Raw genomic sequence first — 26,687 nt, forward strand, 5'->3', positions numbered from 1 at the left:
AATTCACTTAATATTATGCAATTGACTCGTACAATATTTTTCTTTCTTATTGCTATCATCAGTACTACTCTAGTTAATGCACAGCCTGGTTTTACCAAAGGGAGCTGTGTTCTCAAAGATGGCCAACAACTAAATGGCAATTTCAACTTGCGTACGGCTACAGCACAGTCATCTGCTATTCTTGTGTATTACGACCGCAAAGAAGAACAGCAGTTTGAGCCGAGCGAGGTTAAACGTTGTACACTCGGGCGTCGGTCTTACATTGTAGGAGGCAATTTTGTAGCGCCAGACGACAAAGCTGGTATTCCAGTCGACCGTGATTTTGTGGAAGTAATTGATACCACTGGCGGCATTCAACTGTTCCGCTATGAATATGAGGGCTATCTGAATAGCAGCCGAGGCGGCTATGTAATTCCGATGAGCGTTAGAGCAGGCAGTCTCCCTGTAATGATGTATGGTGGCGGTGCGGGCGGCTACCGCCGAACCGACATATTACTGCTTCGCGCCGGAACAAAGGGGCCGCTAGTACCTTATACACCTGGTCCGCGAATAGGCTTGTTTACTCCAGCAGAAGAAAAAATTATTTTGGTGGCCGTGGGTGCTACTACGGCCTTTTTTGCTGATGATCCTGAATTACAAAAGCGCATTGAAACCGGCAAGTTGTCGGAGGCCCGATTAGGGGAGGCAGTACGCGCTTACAACGCCGGCGTTAGATTACAACTTAAGAACTAATTACTTCATGTCCCGCATCCTTACTGGCATTCAGAGCACCGGCCGCCCACACTTGGGCAACCTGCTCGGCGCCATTCTTCCCGCTATTGAGCTATCGAAAAGCAGCGCCAACGAGTCGTTGCTGTTCATTGCTGACATGCACTCGCTGACCACCGTGCGCGACGCGGAGCTGCTGCGCCAAAACACGTATGCGGTGGCGGCGGCGTGGCTGGCCTGCGGGTTCGATACCGACAAGAACTTGTTCTACCGCCAGTCGGATGTGCCGCAGGTGACGGAGCTGGCCTGGTACCTGTCGTGCTTTGCGCCCTACCCCATGCTGGCCAACGCCCACTCGTTCAAAGATAAATCGGACCGGCTTTCGGACGTGAATGCGGGCCTGTTCACGTATCCGGTGCTGATGGCGGCCGATATTCTGCTCTACGATGCCGACTTCGTGCCGGTAGGCAAAGACCAGATTCAGCACCTGGAAATCACCCGCGACATTGCCAGCACCTTCAACAGCCGCTACGGCGAAATCTTCGTGCTGCCTCAGGCCAAAACGGATGAGCAGGTGATGATTGTGCCCGGCCTCGACGGCCAGAAGATGAGCAAGAGCTACGGCAACATCATCGACATCTTTCTCGACGACAAAGCCCTGCTTAAAAACATCAGGCTCATCGTGTCGGACAGCACGCCGCTGGAAGCCCCCAAAAACCCAGACACCGATACCACCTTCAAGCTCTTCTCCCTGCTGGCTTCCGCCGAGGAAACCGCCGACCTGCGCGCCCGCTACCTAGCCGGCGGCTACGGCTACGGCCACGCCAAACAGGCCCTCTACGAGGTCGTTTTACGCCGTTTCGCCACCGAGCGGGAGCAGTTCAACTTCTACATGAACAACCTCCCCGAATTAGATGCCCGCCTGGCCGAAGGTGCCCGTAAAGCCCAAGCCTACGGCTCGGAAGTGCTGAATAAAGTACGGGAGAAAGTTGGCTACCTGCGACGGTAGTTCATTCTTGAGTAAATAAGAACGTCATGTCAGATCAGGCATGACGTTCTTTTATGCAGTCACTCGCCTATTACCTTAGAGTATTTGGTGCAATTGCTGCTCGTGGGAGAAGCTGAAGCCAACTTTGCTTGGGCGGCTGACTTGCTGGTTTTCCAGCTTTTGCTTTACCGATATCTTTTGAATATCGTTGAGGGGTGGGGCGATAAGGTCGTTGTTGACGGCGGCAATCATGGCGCTTTCCACGAACAGGCGCATGCCATCGGCCGTTACTGCGTTGTCCGACATATCGTTGTCGGGTAGCTCCAACTGCTGCACGCCTTCCAGGAAGTAGTGGTTGTCGATGTTGATGAGCAGGCGGCCTACCAGATAGCCGGGGTCATTCATGCGCTGGTACTTGATGCTGTCGGCCATGAAGTTGTAGGCCATGATATGCCCGAAGAAGCGGCGGCGGAAGTCGGCTTCCACGTATTTGGTAGGCATAGGGCCGTACTCGTCGGCGAACGTGACAATGTTGGAGTGCATCACGAAAACCAGCAGGTCGCCGGAGAAGCGGATGTGAAACTCCATGTCGTTGATGGGGCGGTACTCGATAACAATCGTGGAATCGACGGGCGTGATTCGGCGGCTCAGCTCCACCACCAGCTCTTGCGTGACTTGCCGTAGCAAATCGAATGTGGACATGGTGTTGCGGTAGATAGACTGCTTGGCCGAGGACTTTTGCTTGAGGCCCTCAAATATCTGGTCGAGGCGGTCGGCGGGGGCTTCGGCAGGCTCACCGGCGGCGTTGGGGGCCGTATTGTCGGTATTGGTGGAGCCGCTGGTGGCGGGTGCCAACGGGGCATCGGGCGTACCGTCGTCGGCTTGGGGGTTGGTGGCGGGAGCAGGAACTGTTTTCTTTTTTCTAGTAGCCATGCAGTAAAAATTTGACGCGCCAGCAAGCAACGGCACGATGAAGTAGAGTTGAGAATGCAACCTCGGCAAAGCTCTTACCTACGCAAAGTAGCAACTCGGCAGTTGCCGTTGCGTCGGTACTGTAGTGTTAAGCTCCAATTTGGGGTTGCTGCGCGGGCGGCGCAACCAACTGCTCGACCACCGGCCACTCACTGCTCCGGAAAGCTACGGTGCGTAGGCCGGCGTACGGAAAGTCGGTTGTTGGGGGCAGCAGCATCTCCTGCGCCGACTCGTGGCGCAGGGCCTCCCCTACCGTCCGCACGGCGCCGGCGGGTACGGCTTGCTGCTCTAACTGCCGAAGCAGTTCGGCCCCGCTTACAGCGGCTATTCTTTCGCGCAGCAGTTGCTCTAGCTCGGTACGGTGCGCTACGCGAACTGAATTGGTAGCAAAACGGGCATCAATGGCCCATTCCGGTCGGTCCAGCACAGCACATAGCAACTGAAACTGCCGGTCGGCCCCTACGGCCAGCAGCAGCCGGACGCCGTCGGCTGCTTCGTACACGGTGCCATACGGCGCTATGCTCGGATGGCTGGACCCCATGGGCTGCGGGTCGTGGCCGGTGACGAGAAACGTGGCCGCCTGATTGGCCAGGGAAGCCAGCGCGCTGTGTTGCAACGACACCTCTACCAGCCCACCTCGGCCGGTTTTCTCCCGCTGATACAGCGCCGTGAGCAGGCCTTCCTTAAGCTGATGCGCAGCCAATAGGTCAAGTAAGGCCACCGGCATCTTCAACGGTTCCTGACCAGGCAACGTGTTTAGGTGCATGAAGCCAACCTCCGCTTGCAGTACCGCATCGTAGCCAGCGCGCAAGGAGTTGGGGCCATAGCCAGTGATATGGCCGTAAAGCAACCGTGGATTAAGCGTAGCCAGCGTGCTATAATCAACCTGCAGCTTTTCAGCATCGCCGGGCTTGTAGCTGACCACTACAATATCGGCGCGGGCGGCCAGGCGGTGCACTTCGGCAAGTCCCTCAGCGGTAGTCAAATCCAGCGCCACAGACTGCTTGCCCCAATTGGCACAGCTGAAATACGCCGACACCGTGGTATCGGGAGCTTCGGCGGGGGTGCGCCAGGAGCGCGTGACGTCGCCGGTAGGCGGCTCTACTTTTAACACCTGAGCGCCTAGCTCGGCAAAGAACTGTCCCACCTGCGGCCCGGCCAGTACAGAAGCCAATTCGAGGACAAAAAGACCGTGGAAGGGTAAGGATATTTTGTGGTCAGACATACGCAAAGATGCATTACCTGCTGCTTTACAGTCTGCGTGGTATCATTATCGTTACTGATGCCTCTCTAATGCTGAATGCCTCCAAGCCTACACCTTTCGTGGCACATGCCATTACTGATGTTTACTTGGGGTTGAGCATGTCGTGCAACGATAGGGGTACCACGACGGATAAAGTCGTGGCACCACAACGTTCTATACTTTCCCTAACCGCAGAAATACCGGAAACTGCACCTCCCGCTCCTGCGGCCCCCATAGCTGCGTCATTTGCTCAGCAATCAGTTGCACCGGGTCCTGGCCGTGCTGCTTTTCGTACTTCACCACGCTCGACCAAGTACGCAGGTAATTCAGAAACCACGCCGCCGACCATTGCCGCCGCACCAGAAACTGTGTGTGTTGGACGGCCTCGAACGGAAACGGAATCCGGGCGTATTCGTCGTCGATATGCCAGCGGTTTGCATCCCAATACGGCCGCATAGTTTCGGCGTAGAACTGCTGAATGAGCGGGTTTAGGGTTTCGTGAACTTGCACGAGCCCGTAGCCCCATTCCGCTACGGTGGCACCTGGGCGGGTCACACGGCGCACCTCTTGGTTGAAGGCTTCGGCATCAAACCAATGCACGGCCTGCCCTACCGTTACCAGGTCCAGGGAAGCATCAGGCAGGGGCGTATGCTCGGCGGCCGACACTTGGTAGGCGATATTAGCTCGCTCAGGCGCTTGTGCTAGTTGCGCGGTGCTGATGTCGGTGGCGTCTACGTGCTGGAAGTGCTCGGCCAGCACCACGGCTACCTGCCCGTTGCCGGTGGCACAGTCCCACGCCCGCTGCCGGTGCAGCGTGTGGGCCAGCAGAAATTCGTAGAGCTCCGGTGGATAGTCGATGCGGTAGCGGGCGTAGAGTTCAGCTTGGGTTGAGAAACGGTCGAGCATGTGCTGGTTGTTGATTGCTGGATGTCGATTGTTGGGGGCTCACCGCAGTGCCGGAAACCAATGACTACCGATATTAGGGCCAACGATAGAACAAGCGGCAATAGCCTGCTATGTTCTTTGCAAATAATCACCAATCAACCATCACCAATCAACATGCCCATTCAAACTGGTTTGCTCGCCTACGGCATGTCGGGCCGCATATTTCACGCACCGTTTATAGAGGCGCATCCGGGTTTTGTGCTGCGGGCCGTAGTGGAACGCAGCCGCAAGCAGATGCAGGCCACCTATCCGCACGTCATCAGCTATGACAGCGTCCCGGACTTGCTCCATGACCCCGCTATCGAGCTAGTTGTGGTCAATACGCCCAACGATTCGCATTTTAGTTTGGCCACGGAAGCCTTGCAGGCCGGCAAGCATGTGCTTGTCGAGAAGCCCGTGGGCACTTCTGCCGCTGATATTGATGCGCTGTATGCCCTAGGCCGCCAGATGAACCGTCAGGTGTTTGGCTACCAGAACCGGCGGTGGGACAGTGACTTTATGGCCGTGCGCCAAGTGGTGGAAAGCGGCCAGCTCGGCCAGCTCATCGAGGCCCACATTCGCTTCGACCGCTACAAAACGGCCATCCACACCAAGGTTTTCAAGGAAGAACCCACCACCCCTGGCAGTGGCCTGCACTTCGACCTCGGCCCGCACATTCTCGACCAAGCCATTAGCTTGTTCGGGCGCCCCACTGAGTTCCGCAAAACGTTCGGCAGCTTCCGCCCCAACTCCCGTGTCACCGACTATTTCCAGCTGCACCTGCTCTACCCCAACGGCCTCAACGTGTACCTGACCACCAGCCTGCTGGTAGCCGACCCCGGCCCGGCCTTTGTGCTGCACGGCACCCGCGGCAGCCTGCGCAAAGGCCGCACCGACGTGCAGGAAACCCAATTAGATAGCGGCCTGTCCCCCCTGGACGACCAATACGGCCTGGAACCCGCAGATGCCGCCGGTACGCTCACGCTGGTGAACGAAACCGGCGAAAAAACTGTGAGTGCTATTGAGCCGTTGCGTGGCGACTACATGGGCTTGTTTGAGGCAGTGCACCAGTCCGTCCGCCACGGGCAGCCCTACCCCATTCGCGAAGAACAGCTCCGGGCACAGCTGGAAATCCTGGCATCCTAAGCTGAGCGCTACCGCCGTTGTTTCTTCTATCTTTGTTGAAAGCTGCAAGCCACAAGTTGCAAGCTGACGTTCAACGAAAAGCTTGCAGCTTTAGGCTTACAGCTTATAGCCCCACACATGATCTGACCGGGAAAGCAAGGTCAGCCATTTATTCATCTTAACTAGCTACACCTTGACGTTTCACGAGTTCAACCTTCACGACGACCTGCTGGCCGGCGTGGACGCCATGAATTACCAGAATGCCACTCCTATCCAAGAGCAAGCCATTCCCAAAATTATCGAAGGCAAAGACCTGATTGCCTGCGCCCAAACCGGCACCGGCAAAACCGCTGCCTACCTCCTGCCCCTGCTCGACAAAATCTCGCACGACAAGCACGGCAACACTTCCACGCTCATTCTGGTACCCACCCGCGAGCTGGCCACCCAAATCGACGAGCAGGTAACTGGCTTCGGCTACTTCGTGGAAGCCAGCAGCATTGCCATTTACGGGGGTGGCAAAAGCGAGAATTGGGAGCAGCAGAAACGCGCCCTCACCAGCGGCGCCGACATCATCATTGCCACCCCCGGCCGCCTGATTGCGCACCTGCAAATGGGCTACGTGAAGTTCGATGAAATCAAGTATTTGGTGCTCGATGAAGCCGATAAAATGATGGACATGGGCTTCTCGGACGATATTCTGAATATCGTGCGCCAGCTACCTAAAAAGCGGCAGACGCTGCTGTTTTCGGCCACCATGCCCACCAAAATCCGGGACTTCTCGAAGCAGATTCTCAACGAGCCCGAAGAAATTCGGCTAGCCGTATCCAAGCCCGCCGCCGGCATCGACCAGCAGTTTTACATGGCCTTCGACCGCCAGAAAATCTACCTGCTCGAACACATTATCAAATCACAGGACGTGCAGAGTATGGTGCTCTTCACCAGCCAGAAAGCCGCCGTTGCCGGCATTGTGCGGGCCATCAACAAACTAGGCTACGAGGCCCAGGGCATTTCGTCGGACCGAACGCAGGAGGAGCGCGAGCAAATCATGCGCGACTTCAAAAACAAGAAGTTCCCCATCCTAGTCGCTACCGACGTGCTGAGCCGCGGCATTGACATCGATTCGCTGAGCCACGTAGTGAACTACGACATCCCGCGCGCGGCCGAAGACTACGTGCACCGCATTGGGCGTACGGCCCGTGCCGCCACCAAAGGCACCGCCATCACCTTCATTGCCGATCAAGACCAGGACCGGGTCGTGAAGATTGAGAAGCTCATCGAGCGCGAAGTAGAAAAGCAGAGCATCACCGAAGAGCTAGGCCTCGGCCCCGCCCCGGAGTTCGATCCCAAACGCTTTGCTGGCCTGCACGGCAAAATTGGCGGGCGGCCCGAACGCGGCCACCGCTCCGGTGGCAGCCGCGACCGTGGGCCTCGCCCGGAAGGTGACCGTGGACCCCGCAGCGGAGGCCGCGACGGCAACCACCCCGCCCGCAGCGGTGCCCCCGACCCTAAAGACCCCAAGCACCAAGAACGCATAGCCAAAGCGCAAGCCGCCCTGGCCGCGCTCGACGCCGGTGGCGCGCCCGCCATTCCCTACGAACGTCCGCCCCGTGGCCCCCGCCCTGAAGGCGAAACCAGAGAAGCCCGCCCACCACGTGAGCCGCGTGCTCCCCGGCCCGAAGGCGAACCGAAGGACGGCGTGAGCCAAGCGCAGGAACCTCGCGCCGAAGGCTCGGAAGGCCAGCGTCGCCGCAAGCGGGGCGGGCGTAACCGCGGAGGCCGCGGCCCCCGCCCCGAAGGCGCCGCCCCGGCCGCTGAGGGCCAAGCCGCCGCTCCGTCAGCCGAGTAATTTTTCAATCTTCGTCATAAAAAGGGCCGCCATACCAAATAGCGGCCCTTTTTATGACTATACATCTGGTTACCAAATCGTTTCGCCAGAACCCGAATACTATGGCACTATATTCCTACTTGCTTTGAGGGCCAGCTTTCCTGTTTTCCGCCGCTAAAGTCACCGTTTCCTCTACCCGACGGGTGCGAGTATCGGGGCGTTTGGCGTTGGCAATCCATGCTAGAATAATCTTCTGGCTCGACGGGCTGAAGGCCGTGAAGTTTTGCTGCGCCGGCGGGTTTGCCTGGAGTGCTGCCGCTAAGTCGGCTGGAATCACGAGGGCGTCGCTGTCGGTGAGGGCGTCCCACGAACCGTTTTGCTTGGCAATATTTATTTTCTCTAAGCCGGCTTCCAACATGCGGCCCGCTGCTATGAGCCGGGCTACTCGCTCCTTGTTGGGCTTCGACCACACACTACGCGGCTTACGAGGCGTGAAAAGCAGCATAGACCGCTCTTCGTCGAGGCGGCGCGCCAAGCCATCTATCCACCCAAAGCAGAGTGCTTCCTCCACCGCTTCTTCGTAGCTGATGCGTGGTTTGCCGCTAACTTTCTTGTAGTACACCAGCCACACGCCCGGCGAGGTGGTATACTGCTCAGTCAGCCATTGCCGCCATTCTGCGCACGTCAGCGGATGAAACGAGGCTAGTTGGTCGAGTGCATTGGGCATAGGTGAAGCTAAGTGGAGGAAAAAGTTGACCTGCCAGTCCTGCCGCGCAGCCTATTCTTACTTTCTGGTTTTCGGTATGGACTTATCCGGTTCCTGGTGTATCAGAAACAGCTTGGGCAACAGTGCCTCAACCTTAATCAGGCTGCTTTGCGCACTCAGCCCATAGCTATCCTGTTCGACACTCAGTACGCCAAACCAGTTTAACGCCCGGTCGAACACCCGGGCACCGTAGCAGTTTGCCAGCTGCAGGGCGGGAGTAGCATAGATGGAACCAGCGAATTCGGCCAATAGGAAAGGAAATGCTTGCTGGTACTTGGCGGCGTAGAAGCTAACGGGCAGCGGTTTGGCCCCAAAACGAGCCAGCAGGTACACGGAAAAGGCCCACCCCAGCTGCCCCGCCGTCGGCGACGGGTAGGCGTCGTGGAAGGCCCAGTTGAAGCGGCCCGTAAAGGCGTCGAGCACCTGCCGCAGCAGCGTGTTGCGTTGCGCGGGCTGCCGCAGCGACTCGCCTTTTTTGGTTGGAGTCAGCTTGCCGTGGTTTTTTTAACCAGCCCCGCTTCCGTACCAACGGTATGAAGCGTGGTAATAGAGAGGGAGTCTAATTCCCGGCTCAGCTTGATAAAGCCAGTGTCAATTCCCCTTTCCGGAATGTGGCCGTGGGCGTACAACTCATGCAGGTACTTGCGGGGCAAAGCACCCAGGGGCGTGAGCTTGATAGCGCCTTCCCGCTGCACCAAGGCCAAAAAATCTTCGGTAAGCCGTAAAAAAGGCACCTGATCGAGCGTTTCATCGGGAATAGCGGTTTGCAGCTGCACCGGGCAGCCCGGCGCCAGCGGCTGATACAGCAGCTGGTGCATCTGCGCGGGGCTCAGACCGCAAAACCCGGCCTGCGGGCTCGTGTTATAGCGCTGAAAGTGCGCGGCTACCTGTTGTTCGAGCGTCATGCGGCTTCAGATTGAAGAAGCCGAATATCCATTTTTTCGCTGAAAACTAAATCACCTGCCCTATTCCAAACAGCAGCGTGAACACCAGTGTGCTTAGGGCCATTTGCTTGAGCAGCGGGTCAAGCTGCATACTCTCCTGGCGCTGCCATACAGCGCGGGCGTTGAAAAGCAGCAGCGGGGCGGCCAGCACAAACAGCCACTGCCACGCCGAACGATACGAAAGCGCCACGTACAGCACCGCGCAGCCGAAACCGAGCAGCAGCAGCAGCCAGTGGTAGCGGCGGGCATGGGCAGGCCCGAGCCGCACCGGAATGGTGATTTTGCCAGCCAGCTCGTCGGAGCGAATGTCGCGGATGTTGTTCACGTTGAGCACGGCCGTTGCGAAGCAGCCTAATGCCGTGGCCGGCAGTAGCACTACGAGGGGCAACGTACGGGTTTGGAGGAAGTAGGTGCCGCACACGCCCACAATACCGAAAAACGTAAATACCGACAGGTCGCCGAGGCCCGCGTAGCCGTACGGTTTCGAGCCCGCCGTGTAGTTCACCGCGGCCCAGATGGCAGTCAAGCCTAGCACGAAAAACGTAACGAATATCCAGGCGCCGGCTGTGCCGAGCGCCACCCACAGCAGTGCCAACCCGCTTACCAGCGAAAGGGCACTGAATACCACCATGCCGCGCTTCATTTGCTCTGGCGTAATGGCCCCGCTTTGCACTGCGCGTTGCGGCCCTTCCCGGTGTACACTGTCGGCGCCGTTTTGGGAGTCGCCGTAGTCGTTGGCTAGGTTGCTCAGAATCTGAAGCAGGATGGTGGTAAGCGCCGCCAGCCCGACGACTATGCCCCGAAACTGGCCGTGCGAAGCCGCCAGAAACCCACCGGTAAGGATACTAGCCAATGCCAAAGGTAACGTGCGTGGCCGAAAAGCCGAAATCCACGCCTTGGCGGGGCTAATAACAGGAGAAGGAGTGACAGTCATAACACCACAAAAATAAGCACGTCCTGCTTGATCTGGCTTTCGCGCAGTCGAAACAGGACGTGCTTAACTAGCAAGAGGAAAGCTTATTTCAGAATAGCCGCTACTAATTCCTCACTCATGGGCTTCACTTTAGATGGGTAGAAGGCGACCACATGGCCTTGCTCATCAACAAGATACTTACAGAAATTCCAGTTTGGCGCATCACCCACGGTACCATTCTTGGTTTTATCGGCCAGGAACTTGTAGAGGGGCGTAGCTTCGTCGCCTTTTACGGCAACCGTGGAAAACAGCGGGAACGTGACGCCGTAGTTCTTCTCGCAGAACGAGGCCACTTCCGCATCAGAGCTTAACTCCTGCTTGAAGCTGTCGGAAGGGAAGCCCAGTACCATCACTTTACCGGCATACTTCTTCGACAGCTCCTCCAGTTCCTTGTACTGGGGCGTGTAGCCGCATTTAGAAGCCGTATTCACGATGAGTAGCTTCTTGCCTTTGTACTGGCTCAGCTTCACGTCTTTACCGTCGATGGACTTAACGGTGAAATCGTACACGGTGGCGGGCGCAACGGCGGTAGTCTCAGGCATGGCAGCGGGGCTGGAAGAAATTAGGGAAGAAATAGACGAGAAGCCACAAGCAGCCACTACGCTCAAGAGAAGAAGACTTTTCATATCACAGATTTTGCAGATTATTTGCGGATGACACTGATTCAGGCGGTAGCCTCAACCATTAGGTTGACGCGGATTAACCCGACAAAGAAACCTATTTCCGGACAGTAAACCGCTTGCGGCCGTTGGAGTTTCAACACTTCTTCATGTGGCCTACGGTACGGACTTCAGCCGTTGCGTTTATCGATGCCCGGCCAATCGGCGCGAGAAGCAGACAAATAACCGTGGTTCGCTCCGCACGCCGATTAGCTGGCCGGAGCGGAGCGTAAACCGCGCGACTAAAATCTGCCTAAAATCAGCGGAAATCTGTGATGTTTAGGTAGTACTCGGCGTCAGCCATTTAGGCAACTCCACGGGTTGGTAAGCCAGCATCTTGTCGAGGATGCCGTTGGGGGTTGGGTCGCTGAGGAGTTGATGACGGTTTTCGATGCGCAGCAAACCCTGGTCGGCCATGTGGTCGAGGGCGCGGAGCAGATGGTCGTAGTAGCCTTCCACGTTAAGGATGGCTATGGCTTTGCGGTGCAAGCCGAGCTGGCCCCACGTTAGGACCTCGAACAGCTCTTCCAACGTGCCGTAACCGCCGGGCATGGCAACGAAGCCTTCCGCGAGGTCGGCCATGAGTAGCTTCCGCTCGTGCATGGTTTTTACGATATGCAACTCCGTTAGGCCCTTATGCTCCACTTCTTTGGCCACCAGGAAATCGGGAATGACGCCAATGGCTTTACCGCCGTGTTGCAATATGCTATCGGCTACGGTGCCCATGAGGCCCACGCGGCCCCCGCCGTACACCAACGTCATGTTACGCTCGGCCAGTACGCGGCCCATTTCATAGGCTTGTTGGGTGTACATTTCGTTGGTCCCGGAGCTGGAACCGCAATAAACTGCTACGCTTTTCATAAGATTCGGCGCCAACAGAGAGTTGGCTGAGTAAGCTAGTGACAGAAATAAAAACAGCAGCAACGCCAGTAACCGGCGTTGCTGCTGGACCTAGAGCGAATGTAGTGCGGACTGTTCGTCAGCCTTACATCCGATCCGGCACCTGAATGCCCAACAGGCCCATGCTGGTCTTGATGGTGCGGGCCGTTTGGGCGGAAAGCGCCACGCGGAAGGCTTTCTTGGTGGCCTCAGGCTCGATGAAAATAGGCACTTCCGTGTAGAAGCGGTTGTACGCTTTGGCCACGTCGTAGGCATATTGCGCCACCAGGGCCGGCGACTGCGTGCGGGCAGCTTCGGCCACCACCGCAGCATAGCGACCTAGCTCCTGAATCATCTCCCGCTCGGTTTCGTGTATCTCGGTCAGGCCAATCAGAGGAGCATCTAGCCCTACTCCCTGCTCAGCGGCTTTGCGCAGGATGCTGGAAATCCGGGCGTGGCTGTATTGAATAAACGGGCCGGTGTGGCCTTCCAGGCTCACCGATTCTTCGGGGTTGAAGAGCATCCGCTTCTTGGGGTCCACTTTCAGCAGGTAGTATTTCAGCGCGCCCAAACCGAGCATGTGGAACAGCTGCGCGGCTTCCTCTTCGCTCAGGCCTTCAATCTTTCCTTTCTCCAGGGTGGCTTGCTTGGCGGCTTCCACTACTTCACGCACCAGCTCGTCGGCGTCTACTACCGTGCCTTCGCGGGTTTTCATCTTGCCGGTGGGCAAGTCAACCATGCCGTAGCTGAGGTGTTGAATAGCAGCGGCGTAAGGCTTTTCCAGCTTTTGGAGCGTGGCCTGCAGCACCTGCATGTGGTAGTTCTGTTCGTCGGCAATAACGTAGATGCTCGAGTCGTAGTGGAAGTCGGCGTACTTCAGTTCGGCTGTACCTAGGTCCTGGGTGAGGTACACGCTGGTGCCGTCCGAGCGGAGCAGGATTTTCTGATCAAGACCTTCCTGCGCCAAGTCCACCCAAGTGGAGCCGTCTTCTTTGCGATAGAACAGACCCCGGTCCAGTCCTTCCTGCACCCGCTCCTTTCCTAGCAGGTAGGTGTTTGATTCGTAGTAAAACTTATCGAAATCAACGCCGATGGTCGTGTAGGTAGCGTTGTGGCCTTCGTACACCCAGCCGTTCATCTGCCGCCACAGACTAACAACTTCTTCGTCGCCGGCCTCCCACTTCTGCAGCATGTCGCGGGCTTCCAGTATCAGCGGGGCCGACGCCTTGGCCGTATCCTCGGCCACACCCTCGGCTACGAGCTGAGCAATCTGCTCCCGGTAGTGCTTCTCGAACAGCACGTAGTACTTGCCCACCAGATGGTCACCCTTGATGTTGTCACTTGCGGGCGTTTCGTTGTGGCCATACTGCTGATAGCCTAGCATCGACTTGCAGATATGAATGCCCCGATCATTCACCAGGTTTACCTTCGATACGGTGGCGCCGGTGGCTTTCAGAATCTCGGCCACCGAGTAGCCGAGGAAGTTGTTGCGCAAATGACCTAAGTGCAGCGGCTTGTTGGTGTTAGGCGACGAATATTCCACCACCACGTTCTGCGGGCCGCCGGTGGCAACGGGCGCGCCGGCCGGTAGCTGCCGCAGCTGCTCGAACACGTTCAGCCACTGCGCATCGGCAATTTCCAGGTTCAGGAAGCCCTTCACCACGTTGAAGCCTTTCACGGCCGGCTCGTTGGCCACCAGCCACTCCCCCACGGCCAGCCCAATCTGCTCGGGTCCTTTGCCGAGGGTTTTGGTGAACGGAAACGTAACCAACGTGAACGAGCCCGCAAAGTCTTTGCGGGTTGGCTGCAACACGAGTTGGGCGGCGGGCACTTCGGTGCCAAATACGTTTTGAATGGCCGCGCCAAGCGCGGTTTTGAGGATTTGTTCGAGTTGTAACACGGAAAAGTCAGGAGTAGCAGCGACGTGGTTCCTTATGTTGCGGCATATGATGCAACGTGAGCCAGCATCAGCGCAATAAGTGGAAGCAGAAGCCGCTGCCGGTTTCTACTGCTGCAAAGGTAGAAAGGCTAGGGAGAACCGCAGGAGCAGGTTAGGAGCTAGTGGCTCCTTTGCTCTGGTTTCAACTGGTTTGCGTGCAAAGAAGCGTATAGGAGAGAATGAAAATACCGCCTTCCTCTACTTTTGGCTGGCCTACTTTTAGTGGAAGCTTACATATGCCCCAAACAGATACTTTGTAACGGTACTACTCGAACGCGATAATCATCGTCCAACTTCTTATACTGTTGAGTCACATTAAAGCACGAGCCCTGGCCAATTGGCTGAGGCTTTCTTTATGGGCACAACACTATGAAAATTAGCGTTTCTGAAGGGTATTTCTAGTCGCTGGTGCACGAGTGGGTTCATAAGGCGTAAAAGTAGCTTCCTTGTAAAACTCCAAAGTGACTTCCCGCCCGTAATCTTTCAAAATATTGACCCCCCATATACTTTTCATATCTCTGAGAAGTATGAAAAATCGTTTTCCTTGTTCTACTGCTATTGTTTGTCTAGAAAACTTGACTGGTCCCTTACCAATAGGCATTGTCTTAGCAATACCAACTATACCCGTGAAGTTGATTTCAAGTCCATCTATCGCAATTAATACTCTTCCATTAAAAATGGACTTTGGTTCCTCGTATTTAAATACTTCACTAATGATTCTAGCACTATCTCCTAGTGTAGTTCTCAGTTTATGATTTCTATACTTCAACTCTGTATTTTCAGCTTCTAACTGATTTGAGAATGCTAGACGGTCTTGGTACCTATCAAAATAGACAAGCCCAACAACGGACAGAAGTGCCACTATACCGTAGGTAATTCCTACAGGGGCATTAAACTTGAAATACTTTGTTTCAATACTAGAATCTGATTTATGTTGCCCTAAACTATTCATCGAGACAACTATAGAGTATAAGCCACTGAAGGCAAGAAATATCCCTATAAATACAATGAAAATTGCGTTACCTGATTCTTGATACATGATTGTCAATGAAGTGGCTTACCAATGCTACGAAAAAGCCCTGACCATTTAGCCAAGGCTTTTGCTTCATAGCCGCAATGCTCCAAGTGTAAGCTTCCTCATCCAGTATGCCAGTGAAAGGTAGAGATTAAGCGACTTTGCGTGCGCCTCCCCGAAACCAGACTAGTCGAAACTAAAGATATTTCCTCACCCGCCTACTGCTTCCCCGAGTGGCACTACCTACTCACCACCTCGTCCATGCGCAGGCGGTTTTGGATGGCGTCGGTGGCGGCTTCCAGGATGTCGAAGGCGTTGGTGGCCATGGTGTTTTCCGAGTCTAAGGTGGGGTTGATTTCCACCATCTCGAAGCACACTACCCGGTCGTTGTCGAGAAGGGCGCGGCACAGGCTGATGGCTTCTTCTACGTTCAGCCCATCCACTACGGGCGTGCCGGTGCCCTTGGAGTAGCGCGAGTCCAACGAATCGACATCGAAGCTGATGTAGACCATGTCGCAGAAGCGGAGCCGCTCGTAGATTTCGCGGGCCACTTGGCGGGTGCCTTTGGCTTTGACTTCGTCGAGCTTGTAGTTCTTGATGCCGAGGCGCTCGATGATGGCATTTTCCTCTTGCTCGGTGGAGCGCACCACTACGTACACCAGGTGCTCGGGCGCAACTTTAGGGCCGGGTTCTGCCAGGTTTTTCAGGCGCTGCCAGAAAAATTCGGTTTCCGGGTCGGGCTGGTTGCGTTGGCACTCGCGGTTGTCGTCGCCGAGGCTGATGGCCAGCGGCATACCGTGCATGTTGCCGGAGGGCGTGGTGTAGGGCGAGTGAATGTCGGCGTGGGCATCAATCCAGACGACGCCGAGCGTCTTGTGCGGATAAGCGGCCTTGATGCCCGCAATGGTCGCCGAAGCGTTGGAATGGTCGCCGGCCAGCACCAGGGGGAACTCGCCGAAGCGTAGCGTTTGCTCGACGGCACTGGCAATGCCTTTCTGCACTGTATAAATAGAATCTATGTATTTCGCCTTCGGAAAATGATTCTTTTCGAAGAGAACGTGGTTTAAATCGGGTACGGCAACCGAGTTGAACCGGCGGAAGTAGTCGCACCCTTTGTTGAGGCAGGCCACTTTGAGGGCATCAACCCCCATACTGGCGCCTCGGGTACCGGCCCCGATTTCGGACCGCACTTCCAATAGCTTGATGCGTCGCATATTACATGGGCAGGAAAAAGGTTAAGTGGGTTTGATGCTTGCCGATTGAGAGGTAGAGTCCCACTCAGGCTTGACGTGCGCAGACCTTCCGGCACAACCAACGAACATAGCACAACCAAAACCCCATGAGTGGGGTATCTTTGCGGGCTGCAAGTTCGACAAAAGCTGTCGAGTTTAGAAATTGAAAGGATAGCACAACGTCATGCTCAACTTGCCGAGGCATCTGGCCGAAGTGGTACTGTCATAGGGAATAGCGAAGCACTTTTTTGTTTCACTCTAAACCTGACTACAACTTGCCAGAGGCACTTCGGCTAGCGGAGCATGACGTCTTTTTAGCGGCTCTTTCTCTTTTGCAGCTCTATCATTTAAAACCCGAAAACAGTCACATAAATTTCCTGATGGATACCTATCACGACCTGATTTCCCAAACCTTCGACTTCCCGAGCCAAGAGTTTCGCGTGGAGCAGAACGAGCTACGCTTCCACGACATCGACCTGATGGCGCTGGTAGAAAAGCACGGCACGCCCCTGCGCATTGCCTACCTACCCCGCATCAGTTCCCAAATTCAACGGGCCAAGCAATGGTTTAAGGAGGGCATCGAGTTAACCGGCTACCAGGGTAGTTACTCGTATGCCTACTGCACCAAGGCCTCGCACTTCTCGTTTGTAGTGGAAGAGGCTCTCAAAAACGACGTGCACATCGAAACCTCGTCGTGGTTTGACATGAGCATCATCCGGGCCATGCACGCCAAGGGCAAGGTTTCCAAGGAAACGTTTATCATCTGCAACGGCTTCAAGCCCGAGGAATACAAGCAGGAAGTAACGGCCCTTATCAACGACGGCTTCGTGAACTGCATGCCTATTCTGGACTCGCCCAACGAGGTGCAATATTACCACGACCACGTGCGCTCAACGTGCAACCTCGGCATGCGCCTAGCTTCGGACGAGGAGCCCCGCTTTCAGTTCTATACCTCGCGCCTTGGTATCCGCTACACCGATGCTATTCCGCTCTACCAGCAGCGCATCAAGGACGACCCGCGCTTCGAGCTGAAGATGCTGCACTACTTCATCAACACCGGTATCAAGGACACGTCGTACTACTGGTCGGAGCTGAGCCGCTTTGTGCATAAGTACTGCGAGCTGCGCAAAGTGTGCGACACGCTGACTACCATCGACATTGGCGGTGGCCTGCCCATCCAGACCTCGATTCAGCCCGAGTACGACTATCCGTATATGATTGCCGAGGTGCTGCGCACCATCAAGCGCATCTGCGAGGAAGAAGGCGTACCGGAACCCGACGTCTTCACCGAGTTCGGCATATTCACGGTGGGCGAATCAGGGGCTACCATCTACTCTATTCTCGACGAGAAGCTCCAGAACGACAAGGAGTTGTGGTACATGATTGACGGCTCGTTCATCACCAACCTGCCCGACACGTGGGCCTTGAACCAGCGCTTCATCATGCTGGCCCTCAACGGCTGGAACAAGCAGTATAAGCGGTGCCAGCTCGGCGGCCTTACCTGCGATTCTCAGGATTATTATAATGCAGAGAAGCACATATACCAGGTTTTCCTGCCCGAGCGCAAACCAGCTGATGCGCAGCCCCTGTACGTGGGCTTTTTCCATACCGGCGCCTATCAGGAAAGTCTGAGCGGCTATGGGGGCATCAAACACTGCCTGATTCCAGCTCCCAAGCTGGTAATCCTAGACCGGGATGAGGAGGGCAACCTGACGGATCGGGTATTCGCGGAAAAGCAGGACAGCGCCTCGATGATGCGCATCTTGGGCTATCAGTAAATGAATATAGGTTATTTTCAGTGGGCTGGCTTGGCTGGCCCGCTGGAAAATCCTATTTTTGAGGCTAATCCTTTTCTATAAAAATTCAGTTTACCTACTTGATGATGAAAAAGCTACTCCTTTTGGCTTCTATGGCCGTTTTGGGTTTGAGTGCATGCAACAAAACAAGGTGCCCGGCTTATTCGAGCATTAAAGCCGCCAACCGCGTCTCTTCGCCTATTACGGCCTCCGCGGCCACTCCGGCAGCCCGTCAGTAAGCCAGGGTAGGCGGCTTCACTTCGCCGGTTTCGGAACTTAAAAAGGCCAGCTTCTACTTTAAGTAGGAGTTGGCCTTTTTTCGTTTGAACATTTGCTTGATAATTAGATGACGCCAGAACAATTTTAAGTTGCGTTCTTCGTTATCTGCCAGAAAGCGCTAATTTCGAGTACTTTGACATTGCACTCACATCTAACAAATTGCACTTATATATGAAAACAGTTTTGCTTTTCCTTGCTTTGGGTCTTGCAGGCCTTAGCTCTTGCAGCACCAAATGCCCTGCTTACAGCAGCACCAAACCCGCCACTCAAACGGCCTCGTCTATCACGGCGAGCACCGCGCCTTCTCCCGTTGAGCGTCAGTAAATTCAGATTTCCTAGCAAGCAGAACGCCGGTTTCCAACGTTGGAAACCGGCGTTCTGCTTGCTAGGAGAGTAGGTCCGATTGACTTGTTTCTGTAGGTCGTCCTGCCTGATCTGGCGACCTATTTCTATTCTCAGGGTATAGATGACGCCTATTGAGGACTATAGACTTAGGATTAGCTGCGTAGCAGCCCGCAGGTCCTTCACTCGGGGCTGGTACTCTACGGCTTCTGTTTCATCGACCAGGATGCTGCGCACGCCTGCTTTTATGCCGGCTTGCATATCGCGGTACCGGTCGCCGACCATCCAGCACTGTGCGGGGTCGAGGTGAAAGCGGGCTATGCCTTTCTCCAGCATCAACGAATCGGGCTTGCGGAGCAACGACTCGGAAATGCTTGGATGAGCCGGGGCAAAATAGAGCGCGTCGAGCAGATTGCCACAGGCGGCTTGCAGCTTGGCGTGACAGGCCCGCACGTCGGCGGCTGTATACAGGCCTTTGGCAATGCCGGCTTGGTTGGTAACGACAATTAAGTGATAGCCGGCTTGCTTGAGCTGCGCTAAGCTTTCGGGTACACCTTCCAACACAACAAACTTGTCTAGCTCCCACACATAGTCCCCGATTTCTTTGTTCAGAACTCCGTCACGGTCCAGGAAGACGGCTTTGTTGGTAGCAGACATACGGTGTGCGAATGGAGGAGTGAGCGGCGCAAAGTTGCGCGTTTTGGCGTGGCTGGCAACCTGTCGTTATCCACTCTGCACTTTCTTGCCACCTTTACGCCTCCAGTCGGTTATCTACTCACTTATCCATCCATTCTTACTCACCCTATGACCATAGCTATTCTTGGCGGCGGCATTTCGGGCCTTACCCTGGCCTGGCAACTCCAAAAAGCGGGTATTGCCTACGACTTGTTTGAAGCCGAAGCTACACCGGGCGGCTCTTTAAGCTCGGTGCAGCACCCGGATGGCTATTTGCTGGAATCCGGCCCCAACTCGCTACAGCTGAGCGACGAGCTGCTGGAACTGCTAACGGAACTAGGGCTGACCGACGAAATTCAGGATGCGGCGGAGGTAAGCAAGCACCGCTATGTGCTGCGCAACGGCCGCTACCAACAGCTGCCTGGCTCGCCGCCAACCTTGCTCACCAACAGCTTTTTCAGCTGGAAAGCCAAGTTCAACATCCTACGGGAGCTGAACCGCCCCGCGCTTCCCCCCGACCCCAACGAAACGGTCGATGCGTTTTTTCGACGGCGCTTCGGGTCTGAAATCGTGGATTACGCGGTTAACCCGTTCATTTCAGGCATCTATGCCGGCGACCCGGCACAGCTTCTGATTCACAAAACGTTTAGCAAGGTGGCAGCTATGGAGCAGCAATACGGCTCGGTGCTGCGCGGCTTAGTTAAAACCGGGAGCGGCGCCGGCCGCCGCCGCATCATCACGCTGCGCAACGGCATTCAGCACCTCACCGACACGCTAGCGGCTCGACTTACGCACCGCCACGCCGGCCAGCGGGTACGGGCGCTGCACCGCATCACCGATGGGCGCTATCAGGTACATACCTCGGCAGGCTCAAATGGTGGCTTTGCCTATGATGCCGTGGTGCTATCGATACCGGCCTTTGCCGCGGCCCCACTACTACAACCATACTTCCCGGAGGCGGCGGCGGCACTAGCGGCCGTGCACTACCCGCCCATGGCCGCCGTGTACACCGCCTACCGCCGCGAAGATGTGGGCCATCAACTCAACGGCTTCGGCGCGCTCAACCCAAAAGTGGAGCGCCCCTACGCGGCCGGCAGCATCTGGACCAGCTCCATCTACCCCAACCGCGTGCCCGCCGGGCAGGTGCTGTTCACCACGTTTGTAGGCGGCGCTCAGTACGAAGACCATGCCCTACAGCCCGAAGCCACCCAAAAAGCAGCGGTGCACGAAGAGCTGAGCCGTTTCTATTCGATAAAAGCCGCGCAGCCCCTCTGGCAGCACCGGTACCTGTGGGAAAAGGCCATTCCGCAATACGACCAGCATATTGTCGCGGCTCACACCACCACCGATGCCCTGCAGGCCCACGGCATCTGGAGCGTAGCCAACTGGCGCGGCGGCGTCGGCGTCCCCGACTGCATCCGCCACGCCCGCAACGTTGCTGAGGAACTAGGAGCTAGGAGCTAGAAGTGAGGAGCTAGGAAACAGGGGCTTTCTCCTAATTCCTATCTCCTCCTATCTCCTCTTAACTCCTAGCTCCTATCTCCTCTTAACTTCTATCTCCTCACTTTCCCTTGCGGATGTAGATATTTCCGTTCAGGGTCTTCATCATGACTTCTGCGCCGCCGCCGTTGATTTTACCGTAGGTCCAGTCGTCTATGGTCACGCGGTAGGTGCCGCCTTCGTTGGAGCGAGTTACTTTTTTCGGGCTTTTATCGGTCGCTAGGTCGAAGTCGCTGTAGATTTCGCCGTGGTCGGATTTTAGCTTCAGGGCAGCTTTGGTATTGCTCGGAAACGTGACGTCTACCTGGCCATTGACGGTGGAAAAGGCCATGGGAGCACCAGTCGCTACGTCTTTGAATGTTGCCTTTACTACGCCATTCACGGTATTGGCCACTGCGGAGCCCGACACCTGATTTAGCTGAATGGAGCCGTTGACGTTACTCACTTCCAGCTCACCGGCTACATTTTCAACCGTGATGTCGCCGTTTTGCACCGTGCCAATCTGCAACGAAAATCGCTGTGGCACTTTGATAACCAAATCGATAGGGTTCTTATAGGAGTTCGTCCGGATGGAAACCTGGTTGTTGTCTTCGTTGGCGGTAAGGTCGAAGCTGTTGCTGGTTTCGATGCGCCTCATGCCATTTGCCGCTGCTGGCGCTTGCCGGCTGCTACTCCTGCGACCAAGGTGCGAAGTGGCATCAATCACCACGTCTTTGCCACTGTAGCCGACTACGGTAATCGAGCCGCCGACTAGTTTCACGCTCACCCGGCCAGGTTTGCCAGGGTTGCTCAGGGCCACAACAAGTTGTTCTTTGGTGTCAGTTTGGGCCCATGTGGGCAAGGAGGTGCCAAGCAGCGTAGTCAGGCAGGCAGCCCCTGTGATGTTGCGCAAGGTGGTTGCTATGGAAGGGTTCATTTTTGTTGCTGTTTGATAGTTACGCTGCCGTTGATGGTTTCAAAGCGGAAGTCTTTACCGCCTTTGCCTAGTCGCACGACCGTATCCTTGGTGAGTTTGTATTGCGTGCCGCCCCCGGCACCTTGCTTGTTTTGCGTTACTTGCACGGGCAGCGTCTCGACACTTGGGAAGTCGGTGTAAAGCTCCCCGTGCATGCTTTTGAAGTGCACATCAGCCGACAAGTCAGGTAGGTAGGTCACCTTGATCTGGCCGTTGATGGTTTTGTAAGACGACGGACCCGGTGGATTGGCCGCGTAGGTGGCTTCCAAATTGCCATTGATGGTGCGGGCCGTCGTGGTGCCCTTGATGTTCTTGAGGGTCACGGCCCCGTTGACGTTGTTCGCCTTCATCGTGCCCGCAACATCCTGCACCAGCACGGCCCCGTTGTTGACGGTCGATACGTGTAGGTTCATCTGGTAAGGCACCTTCAGCACGTAGTCAAACGAGTAGCGGTACTCGATGTCGTTTTGGCTGATATTCATGTTGCGCCGCGGCCTTGCGTCGAAAGGCGCTTTCATGTATACCACCACGCTGTCGTTGCGCTGATAGAAGTCGAGCTGCGCTTCTTTTTTGCCTACCTCCAGCGTTTGAGTGTCGTCGGCTCTGATGGTTTTGGTGGCTTCGAGCACTACTTTGTTGCCAGCGTAGCCCTGCACCGTGATGGAGCCATTGATGTTGTACACGGCCAGAGTGTTGCGGCCGGGGTCGGTGGTCAGGGTAAATTCTTTGTTGATCTTCTCCTTGAATTCCTGCCTTTGGGCCCAAAGCGGGCAGCTAAACAGTAGTACGAGCAGTCCGATTTGGCCGGGAATGATAAAGCGTTTCATGGTAAGGCGGTTGAGGTGAGGAAGACGGCTTGGCGGACTGGCCGTTAGACAAGGACTTGAGGCTTTCTTCAATTTTGCTTTTCACCGCCGAGTTCAGGTCGGGTTGAGCCAGTAGGCGGCGCAGGGGCTGCACCGAGCGTTTATCCTGCAGTTGCACCATCACATCGGCCAGCGCCGACTGCACCAGCGGCGACTCTTGCTGCGGCAAGGCTTGCACCAGTCCGAGCCGCACGGCGGGGTCTTGGGTTAATGCGGCCAGGGCTTCCAGCGTGGCCAAGCGCACATTCACGTTTTCGTCGTGGTTGAGGGTACTTAGCAGGGCTTCCACCACCCGCGGATTGGCGCTTTCCAACTCTTTGGTGTAGCTCACGGCCCGCAGGCGTTCGGTGGCCGAGGGGTTTTCGATGAGCGTGAGCAGCATCACCTGCTGCATCTGCTCTACTTGCTTGCTGAGCGTGGCGAGTTGCTGCTGGTCGGCACCGGTGGGGGCGTTGCGGTTGTTGAGCCACCACCCGGCTGCGAGCCCTATCCCAATCAGGCAAAGGCTGTAGGTCAGCTGTACCACGGGCCGGGGCACCACCAGCGCCTGCCACCACTGCCGCAGGCCCGCCAACGAATATTTCGGGGTGGCTGCCACTTCTTCCTTGTAAGAAGCAAGCATGGAGTAGAAGGCCGGGCGCAGGTTTTCGCTTGGTTCTGGCACCCGTACGCTGCCGAGTGTGTACCACATCTGCTGCATGGTTTCCAGCTCCTCCTGGCACGCCGGGCACTGCGCCAGGTGGCCCCGCAGCGCGTCCTGCTCCGCCGCTGGTAGCTGCTGTTTCAGGTAATCAATCAACTTGTTTTCAACTTGTTCGCAGTTCATGACCTTCCCTTCAATTTTCAATTCGTAGGTATATTTTCTTCAGCTCGTTCATGGCCCGGTGCACGCGGACTTTCACGGCGCCTTCGCTGGTGTTCAGCACTCGGGCTATTTCCTCGTATTTCAATTCCTGAAAGCGGCTCAGCACCAACACCTCGCGGTTTTCGGGGGTTAGCTTGTTGAGGGCTTGGTGAAGGGTAGCTACTTCCTGCTCCTTTTGCAGCCGCTCATCAGCGTGGGCGCCACCGCTGATGTATTCGGCCACATCGGCTACGTCGGTATGGCGGACGTCGTGCCGGTTTTTCTTGACGTGGTCGGCCAGTACGTTGCGGGCCAAATGGTACATCCAGGACCGGAACTCGCCCTCCCCCGTGTAGGTATGGCGGTACTTGAGCATGCGGTAAAACACGTTCTGCACCAAGTCTTCGCTGGTGTCGGCTCGCCCGAGCATGTGGTAAAGAAAACCGAATAGCTTGCGATGGTAGCGCTCGAAGAGCAAGCCCATCCGGTCAGTCTCCCCGGCCTTTACCCGGAGCATAAGCGCGTTGTCTGATAGCGAATCCAACCCGGTAGGAGTGAGTTTCAAGGTATTTGATTGTGGACACCGCCCTTATTCGGGAAGGTTACAGCAAAGCACCAATTAATTTTTCAAGCTAAATTGGAATTTCCTACACACTCAAGCTATTGGGTCACCTGACCGGAAAATACGTTTTGCAGTCTTGCTCGAAGGTGAATTTGTGAAAGGTGAAACGTGTTGCATTTAATAGTCACACCTTCCCGTTTCACCTTTCACAAATTCATATCTGTCCCGAAGGATTCTGCGCGTCAAGCAGCGGAGTCAACGAGTTTGAGAAGCACTTAACCGTCCGCTTGCATCCTATTGCTCCCAAATTATTTCTAAAATACTGCAACCTGAGATGTTCGCGGGTGTATCATAAGAAGCCATCGGCTGTTCCTAACTTATCTACTTTTCAGTTAGTTGGCTGACTGCCTCAAGGCTATACTTAAGCTCGTCACTATCCAACTTGGCAAAGTCTGGTCTCTAGTCTATTCGTACTCATATCTAACTTCTATCTTTGGCCAATGAATGATGGGCTCGTCTTAATTCCAACCTACAATGAGCGAGAAAATGTGGAGTTGATCCTTCGCAAAGTCTTCTCATTGCCCAAGGCGTTCGACGTGCTGATCATTGATGATGGTTCGCCGGATGGCACGGCCGCTATTGTGCAGGGGCTGATGGGGGAGTTTTCAGACCGGCTGTTTTTAGAGGAGCGCAAGGGCAAGCTAGGCTTGGGCACGGCCTATATTCATGGCTTTAATTGGGCCCTGGCGCACGGCTATCAGTACATCTTCGAGATGGACGCCGACTTCTCGCACAACCCCGACGACCTAGTGCGCCTTTACGACGCCTGCGCCCACCAAGGCTACGACCTGGCTATTGGCTCGCGCTACATTCAGGGTGTCAACGTCGTGAACTGGCCCATGGACCGGGTGCTGATGTCGTGGTTTGCCTCGGCCTACGTGCGCTTCATTACGGGTATGCCCATCATGGATGCCACCGCCGGCTTCAAGTGCTACACGGCCCGCGTGCTGCGCACCATCCAGCTCAACCGAATTCATTTTGTGGGCTACGCCTTCCAGATCGAAATGAAGTGGCTGGCTTACAAGTACGGTTTCCGCCTCAAGGAGGTGCCCATCATCTTCACCGACCGTACCCGGGGCACGTCCAAAATGAGCAAGGGCATTTTTAAAGAGGCTTTTTGGGGAGTTATCAAGATGAAAGTAGATAGCTGGTTTCGTCGCTTTCAACCCGTAGAGCCCAATAGCCTGGTTTCCGCCGCCGTCGCAACCTCGACCCAAGAAACCCGGTAAACCGATTAGTGACAAGGCGGTCCGCTTGCGCTTTGCAGGTTAGGTGTATCTTGCCACTATCGCATGGAAAACACTCCTCTGTTCTGGATAGGCTTCAATGTCTTCGTGCTAGGTATGCTCCTGCTCGATTTGCTGGTGTTCAACCGCAAAGCGCACGTCGTGAAAATGCGCGAAGCGTTGGGCTGGAGCTTCTTCTGGATAACGTTGTCGTTGTCGTTCAACTACTTCGTCTACCGCAACATGGGGCGGCAGGCAGGGCTGGAATTTCTTACCGGCTATCTGATCGAGAAGTCGTTGAGCGTCGACAACCTGTTTGTCTTCTTGCTGATATTCACTTACTTCCGAGTACCGCCGCAGTATCAGCATAAGATTCTGTTCTGGGGTATTCTAGGGGCGCTGGTTCTGCGGGCCATCTTTATTCTGGTAGGGGCGGCACTGCTGGCGAAGTTCAGTTTTCTGCTGTACGTGCTCGGCGCCTTCCTCGTATACACGGGCATCAAAATGGCTACCAACGCCGGAGAGCCTGAAATTGACCCCGATTCTAATCCGGTGGTGAAGTTTCTGAGCCGCCACCTGCCCATTACCAGCCAGCTACACGAAGGCAAGTTTTTCGTGCGTAAAGACGGCCTGCTTTTCGCCACTCCCCTACTAGTAGTGCTAGTAATGGTGGAAACCACCGACGTAGTATTTGCCGTCGACTCCATCCCTGCCATCCTGGCCGTATCCCGCGACACGTTCATCGTGTACACCTCCAACGTGTTTGCGCTGCTCGGGCTGCGAGCTTTGTATTTCGCCCTCGAAGGCCTGATGCGCCTCTTCCACTATCTCCACTACGGCCTTTCGCTCATCCTCATTTTCATCGGTAGCAAGCTATTGCTGTCCGAGGTCTACCATATGTCTATGGGCCTGTCGTTGGGAATAGTAGGAACCATTTTAGCTCTGTCCGTCATTGCGTCGCTACTGTTTCCGAAACAGGAAGAAGAAACTGCCTAACCCGCACAACGGCGCACTAGCGGCAGTCTTAGCCCACAAAGTCGGCGCGACTGTCCGCCACCAAACCGCGTCAGTCTCCGCCTAACGGCCGCAACGCGGCCAGCCGGCATCGCGCCAATGGGTAGCACCTGCATAAACCTGGACAACTATGACTCCAGACAACAAAGCCTCAGGGAGGAGATACTAAGCGTTAAATGCTTGATATCTCCTCCCTGAGGCTCTTGTTACGTCAGCAGACTGTGAAGCAAGCTAACTAGCTAACCCAAGTTGCAGCCTATAGGCCGGCTTGGTGCAGAGCGTGAGCAAAAATGAAGAGGGCAATTTTTAACGCAAATCCAGCAGCCGTTACGGCGTGGATTTGTTTGGGAAAGCGCGCTGTAAGTTGGCTGAAGCA

At 55.7% G+C, this 26,687-nt stretch carries 26 protein-coding genes and 1 pseudogene; 9 read left to right on the forward strand and 18 right to left on the reverse strand.

Features of this window, described 5'->3' with window-relative positions; translation table 11 throughout:
* The first annotated feature begins 15 nt into the window (after window positions 1-15).
* On the forward strand, window positions 16-732 hold the full coding sequence (locus VF639_RS10125) for a hypothetical protein (protein WP_331145781.1): 717 nt from the start codon (window positions 16-18) through the stop codon (window positions 730-732).
* 7 nt (window positions 733-739) lie between these two features.
* Complete coding sequence (trpS, locus tag VF639_RS10130; protein ID WP_331145782.1) at window positions 740-1,717, forward strand: tryptophan--tRNA ligase; 978 nt, start codon at window positions 740-742, stop codon at window positions 1,715-1,717.
* 75 nt (window positions 1,718-1,792) lie between these two features.
* Here trpS and VF639_RS10135 read toward each other — a convergent pair whose 3' ends face one another.
* From VF639_RS10135 to VF639_RS10145, 3 genes are all read right to left on the reverse strand, one after another.
* Entirely contained in the window at window positions 1,793-2,629 is an 837-nt protein-coding gene (locus VF639_RS10135; protein WP_331145783.1) for a hypothetical protein, read from the reverse strand.
* A gap of 127 nt (window positions 2,630-2,756) precedes the next feature.
* Window positions 2,757-3,893: a CaiB/BaiF CoA transferase family protein gene (locus VF639_RS10140; RefSeq protein ID WP_331145784.1), complete on the reverse strand. Its 1,137-nt coding sequence runs from the start codon at window positions 3,891-3,893 to the stop codon at window positions 2,757-2,759.
* A 192-nt stretch (window positions 3,894-4,085) separates the two neighbouring features.
* Window positions 4,086-4,817, reverse strand: coding sequence for a class I SAM-dependent methyltransferase (locus tag VF639_RS10145; protein WP_331145785.1), 732 nt, complete (start codon window positions 4,815-4,817; stop codon window positions 4,086-4,088).
* Between the two features lie 153 nt (window positions 4,818-4,970).
* Between VF639_RS10145 and VF639_RS10150 the strand changes: the two genes are divergently transcribed.
* Entirely contained in the window at window positions 4,971-5,981 is a 1,011-nt protein-coding gene (locus VF639_RS10150; RefSeq protein WP_331145786.1) for a Gfo/Idh/MocA family protein, read from the forward strand.
* A 226-nt stretch (window positions 5,982-6,207) separates the two neighbouring features.
* Complete coding sequence (locus VF639_RS10155; RefSeq protein ID WP_331145805.1) at window positions 6,208-7,806, forward strand: DEAD/DEAH box helicase; 1,599 nt, start codon at window positions 6,208-6,210, stop codon at window positions 7,804-7,806.
* Window positions 7,807-7,921: 115 nt separating this feature from the next.
* Here VF639_RS10155 and VF639_RS10160 read toward each other — a convergent pair whose 3' ends face one another.
* The 9 genes from VF639_RS10160 to VF639_RS10200 form a co-directional block, all read right to left on the reverse strand.
* A complete protein-coding gene (locus VF639_RS10160) occupies window positions 7,922-8,512 on the reverse strand; it encodes a YdeI/OmpD-associated family protein (RefSeq protein WP_331145787.1) in 591 nt (196 codons plus the stop codon).
* 57 nt (window positions 8,513-8,569) lie between these two features.
* Window positions 8,570-8,974 carry a hypothetical protein gene (locus tag VF639_RS10165; RefSeq protein ID WP_331145788.1) on the reverse strand — a complete coding sequence of 135 codons (405 nt, stop codon included), beginning with the start codon at window positions 8,972-8,974 and terminating at the stop codon, window positions 8,570-8,572.
* Between the two features lie 62 nt (window positions 8,975-9,036).
* Window positions 9,037-9,456: a hypothetical protein gene (locus tag VF639_RS10170; protein WP_331145789.1), complete on the reverse strand. Its 420-nt coding sequence runs from the start codon at window positions 9,454-9,456 to the stop codon at window positions 9,037-9,039.
* Window positions 9,457-9,502: 46 nt separating this feature from the next.
* Complete coding sequence (locus VF639_RS10175) at window positions 9,503-10,429, reverse strand: 1,4-dihydroxy-2-naphthoate polyprenyltransferase (RefSeq protein WP_331145790.1); 927 nt, start codon at window positions 10,427-10,429, stop codon at window positions 9,503-9,505.
* A gap of 83 nt (window positions 10,430-10,512) precedes the next feature.
* A complete protein-coding gene (locus VF639_RS10180) occupies window positions 10,513-11,010 on the reverse strand; it encodes a glutathione peroxidase (RefSeq protein WP_331145791.1) in 498 nt (165 codons plus the stop codon).
* Window positions 11,011-11,406: 396 nt separating this feature from the next.
* Window positions 11,407-11,988 carry an LOG family protein gene (locus VF639_RS10185; protein WP_331145792.1) on the reverse strand — a complete coding sequence of 194 codons (582 nt, stop codon included), beginning with the start codon at window positions 11,986-11,988 and terminating at the stop codon, window positions 11,407-11,409.
* Window positions 11,989-12,112: 124 nt separating this feature from the next.
* The gene (gene argS / locus VF639_RS10190; protein ID WP_331145793.1) at window positions 12,113-13,906 is read right to left on the reverse strand and encodes an arginine--tRNA ligase; all 1,794 of its coding nucleotides are present in this window, start codon (window positions 13,904-13,906) and stop codon (window positions 12,113-12,115) included.
* A 415-nt stretch (window positions 13,907-14,321) separates the two neighbouring features.
* Window positions 14,322-14,984, reverse strand: coding sequence for a hypothetical protein (locus VF639_RS10195; protein WP_331145794.1), 663 nt, complete (start codon window positions 14,982-14,984; stop codon window positions 14,322-14,324).
* A gap of 215 nt (window positions 14,985-15,199) precedes the next feature.
* Window positions 15,200-16,174 (reverse strand): arginase, encoded by a 975-nt coding sequence (locus tag VF639_RS10200; protein WP_331145795.1) that lies wholly within the window; start codon window positions 16,172-16,174, stop codon window positions 15,200-15,202.
* A 398-nt stretch (window positions 16,175-16,572) separates the two neighbouring features.
* Here VF639_RS10200 and VF639_RS10205 point away from each other — a divergent pair, with 398 nt between their 5' ends.
* Window positions 16,573-17,970, forward strand: coding sequence for a type III PLP-dependent enzyme domain-containing protein (locus VF639_RS10205; protein ID WP_331145796.1), 1,398 nt, complete (start codon window positions 16,573-16,575; stop codon window positions 17,968-17,970).
* A gap of 468 nt (window positions 17,971-18,438) precedes the next feature.
* Window positions 18,439-18,591 (forward strand): hypothetical protein, encoded by a 153-nt coding sequence (locus VF639_RS10210; RefSeq protein ID WP_331145797.1) that lies wholly within the window; start codon window positions 18,439-18,441, stop codon window positions 18,589-18,591.
* Between the two features lie 159 nt (window positions 18,592-18,750).
* Here VF639_RS10210 and VF639_RS10215 read toward each other — a convergent pair whose 3' ends face one another.
* Window positions 18,751-19,266, reverse strand: a complete 516-nt coding sequence (locus tag VF639_RS10215) for a D-glycero-alpha-D-manno-heptose-1,7-bisphosphate 7-phosphatase (RefSeq protein ID WP_331145798.1) — start codon at window positions 19,264-19,266, stop codon at window positions 18,751-18,753.
* A 147-nt stretch (window positions 19,267-19,413) separates the two neighbouring features.
* Between VF639_RS10215 and hemG the strand changes: the two genes are divergently transcribed.
* Window positions 19,414-20,748 (forward strand): protoporphyrinogen oxidase, encoded by a 1,335-nt coding sequence (gene hemG / locus VF639_RS10220; protein ID WP_331145799.1) that lies wholly within the window; start codon window positions 19,414-19,416, stop codon window positions 20,746-20,748.
* Between the two features lie 97 nt (window positions 20,749-20,845).
* Here hemG and VF639_RS10225 read toward each other — a convergent pair whose 3' ends face one another.
* Genes VF639_RS10225 through VF639_RS10240 form a run of 4 tightly spaced genes read right to left on the reverse strand, consistent with a single transcriptional unit; the run spans window position 20,846 to window position 23,966 of the window.
* Window positions 20,846-21,700 carry a DUF4097 family beta strand repeat-containing protein gene (locus VF639_RS10225; protein ID WP_331145800.1) on the reverse strand — a complete coding sequence of 285 codons (855 nt, stop codon included), beginning with the start codon at window positions 21,698-21,700 and terminating at the stop codon, window positions 20,846-20,848.
* Complete coding sequence (locus VF639_RS10230; RefSeq protein WP_331145801.1) at window positions 21,697-22,566, reverse strand: DUF4097 family beta strand repeat-containing protein; 870 nt, start codon at window positions 22,564-22,566, stop codon at window positions 21,697-21,699. Before VF639_RS10230 ends, VF639_RS10225 begins: the two co-directional genes overlap by 4 nt.
* Window positions 22,514-23,431 carry a HEAT repeat domain-containing protein gene (locus VF639_RS10235; protein ID WP_331145802.1) on the reverse strand — a complete coding sequence of 306 codons (918 nt, stop codon included), beginning with the start codon at window positions 23,429-23,431 and terminating at the stop codon, window positions 22,514-22,516. Before VF639_RS10235 ends, VF639_RS10230 begins: the two co-directional genes overlap by 53 nt.
* A 10-nt stretch (window positions 23,432-23,441) precedes the next feature.
* The gene (locus tag VF639_RS10240; RefSeq protein WP_331145806.1) at window positions 23,442-23,966 is read right to left on the reverse strand and encodes an RNA polymerase sigma factor; all 525 of its coding nucleotides are present in this window, start codon (window positions 23,964-23,966) and stop codon (window positions 23,442-23,444) included.
* 545 nt (window positions 23,967-24,511) lie between these two features.
* Between VF639_RS10240 and VF639_RS10245 the strand changes: the two genes are divergently transcribed.
* On the forward strand, window positions 24,512-25,300 hold the full coding sequence (locus tag VF639_RS10245; protein ID WP_331145803.1) for a polyprenol monophosphomannose synthase: 789 nt from the start codon (window positions 24,512-24,514) through the stop codon (window positions 25,298-25,300).
* A gap of 63 nt (window positions 25,301-25,363) precedes the next feature.
* Entirely contained in the window at window positions 25,364-26,293 is a 930-nt protein-coding gene (locus VF639_RS10250) for a TerC family protein (RefSeq protein WP_331145804.1), read from the forward strand.
* Between the two features lie 274 nt (window positions 26,294-26,567).
* Here VF639_RS10250 and VF639_RS25475 read toward each other — a convergent pair.
* Window positions 26,568-26,687: pseudogene (locus VF639_RS25475) on the reverse strand (IS982 family transposase); the annotation flags it as partial.

It is taken from the genome of Hymenobacter sp., assembly GCF_036387835.1.
Lineage (GTDB): Bacteria > Bacteroidota > Bacteroidia > Cytophagales > Hymenobacteraceae > Hymenobacter.

Coding starts and splice junctions, on each gene's coding strand:
- VF639_RS10195 (WP_331145794.1), bottom strand. CDS start 14,984: ATGTATCAAGAATCAGGTAACGCAATTTTCATTGTATTTATAGGGATA.
- VF639_RS10140 (WP_331145784.1), bottom strand. CDS start 3,893: ATGTCTGACCACAAAATATCCTTACCCTTCCACGGTCTTTTTGTCCTC.
- VF639_RS10230 (WP_331145801.1), bottom strand. CDS start 22,566: ATGAAACGCTTTATCATTCCCGGCCAAATCGGACTGCTCGTACTACTG.
- VF639_RS10185 (WP_331145792.1), bottom strand. CDS start 11,988: ATGAAAAGCGTAGCAGTTTATTGCGGTTCCAGCTCCGGGACCAACGAA.
- VF639_RS10205 (WP_331145796.1), top strand. CDS start 16,573: ATGGATACCTATCACGACCTGATTTCCCAAACCTTCGACTTCCCGAGC.
- VF639_RS10210 (WP_331145797.1), top strand. CDS start 18,439: ATGAAAACAGTTTTGCTTTTCCTTGCTTTGGGTCTTGCAGGCCTTAGC.
- VF639_RS10170 (WP_331145789.1), bottom strand. CDS start 9,456: ATGACGCTCGAACAACAGGTAGCCGCGCACTTTCAGCGCTATAACACG.
- trpS (WP_331145782.1), top strand. CDS start 740: ATGTCCCGCATCCTTACTGGCATTCAGAGCACCGGCCGCCCACACTTG.
- VF639_RS10225 (WP_331145800.1), bottom strand. CDS start 21,700: ATGAACCCTTCCATAGCAACCACCTTGCGCAACATCACAGGGGCTGCC.
- VF639_RS10200 (WP_331145795.1), bottom strand. CDS start 16,174: ATGCGACGCATCAAGCTATTGGAAGTGCGGTCCGAAATCGGGGCCGGT.
- VF639_RS10160 (WP_331145787.1), bottom strand. CDS start 8,512: ATGCCCAATGCACTCGACCAACTAGCCTCGTTTCATCCGCTGACGTGC.
- VF639_RS10145 (WP_331145785.1), bottom strand. CDS start 4,817: ATGCTCGACCGTTTCTCAACCCAAGCTGAACTCTACGCCCGCTACCGC.
- VF639_RS10235 (WP_331145802.1), bottom strand. CDS start 23,431: ATGAACTGCGAACAAGTTGAAAACAAGTTGATTGATTACCTGAAACAG.
- VF639_RS10245 (WP_331145803.1), top strand. CDS start 24,512: ATGAATGATGGGCTCGTCTTAATTCCAACCTACAATGAGCGAGAAAAT.
- VF639_RS10250 (WP_331145804.1), top strand. CDS start 25,364: ATGGAAAACACTCCTCTGTTCTGGATAGGCTTCAATGTCTTCGTGCTA.
- VF639_RS10155 (WP_331145805.1), top strand. CDS start 6,208: ATGAATTACCAGAATGCCACTCCTATCCAAGAGCAAGCCATTCCCAAA.
- VF639_RS10135 (WP_331145783.1), bottom strand. CDS start 2,629: ATGGCTACTAGAAAAAAGAAAACAGTTCCTGCTCCCGCCACCAACCCC.
- hemG (WP_331145799.1), top strand. CDS start 19,414: ATGACCATAGCTATTCTTGGCGGCGGCATTTCGGGCCTTACCCTGGCC.
- VF639_RS10150 (WP_331145786.1), top strand. CDS start 4,971: ATGCCCATTCAAACTGGTTTGCTCGCCTACGGCATGTCGGGCCGCATA.
- VF639_RS10215 (WP_331145798.1), bottom strand. CDS start 19,266: ATGTCTGCTACCAACAAAGCCGTCTTCCTGGACCGTGACGGAGTTCTG.
- VF639_RS10180 (WP_331145791.1), bottom strand. CDS start 11,010: ATGCCTGAGACTACCGCCGTTGCGCCCGCCACCGTGTACGATTTCACC.
- VF639_RS10175 (WP_331145790.1), bottom strand. CDS start 10,429: ATGACTGTCACTCCTTCTCCTGTTATTAGCCCCGCCAAGGCGTGGATT.
- VF639_RS10240 (WP_331145806.1), bottom strand. CDS start 23,966: ATGCTCCGGGTAAAGGCCGGGGAGACTGACCGGATGGGCTTGCTCTTC.
- VF639_RS10125 (WP_331145781.1), top strand. CDS start 16: ATGCAATTGACTCGTACAATATTTTTCTTTCTTATTGCTATCATCAGT.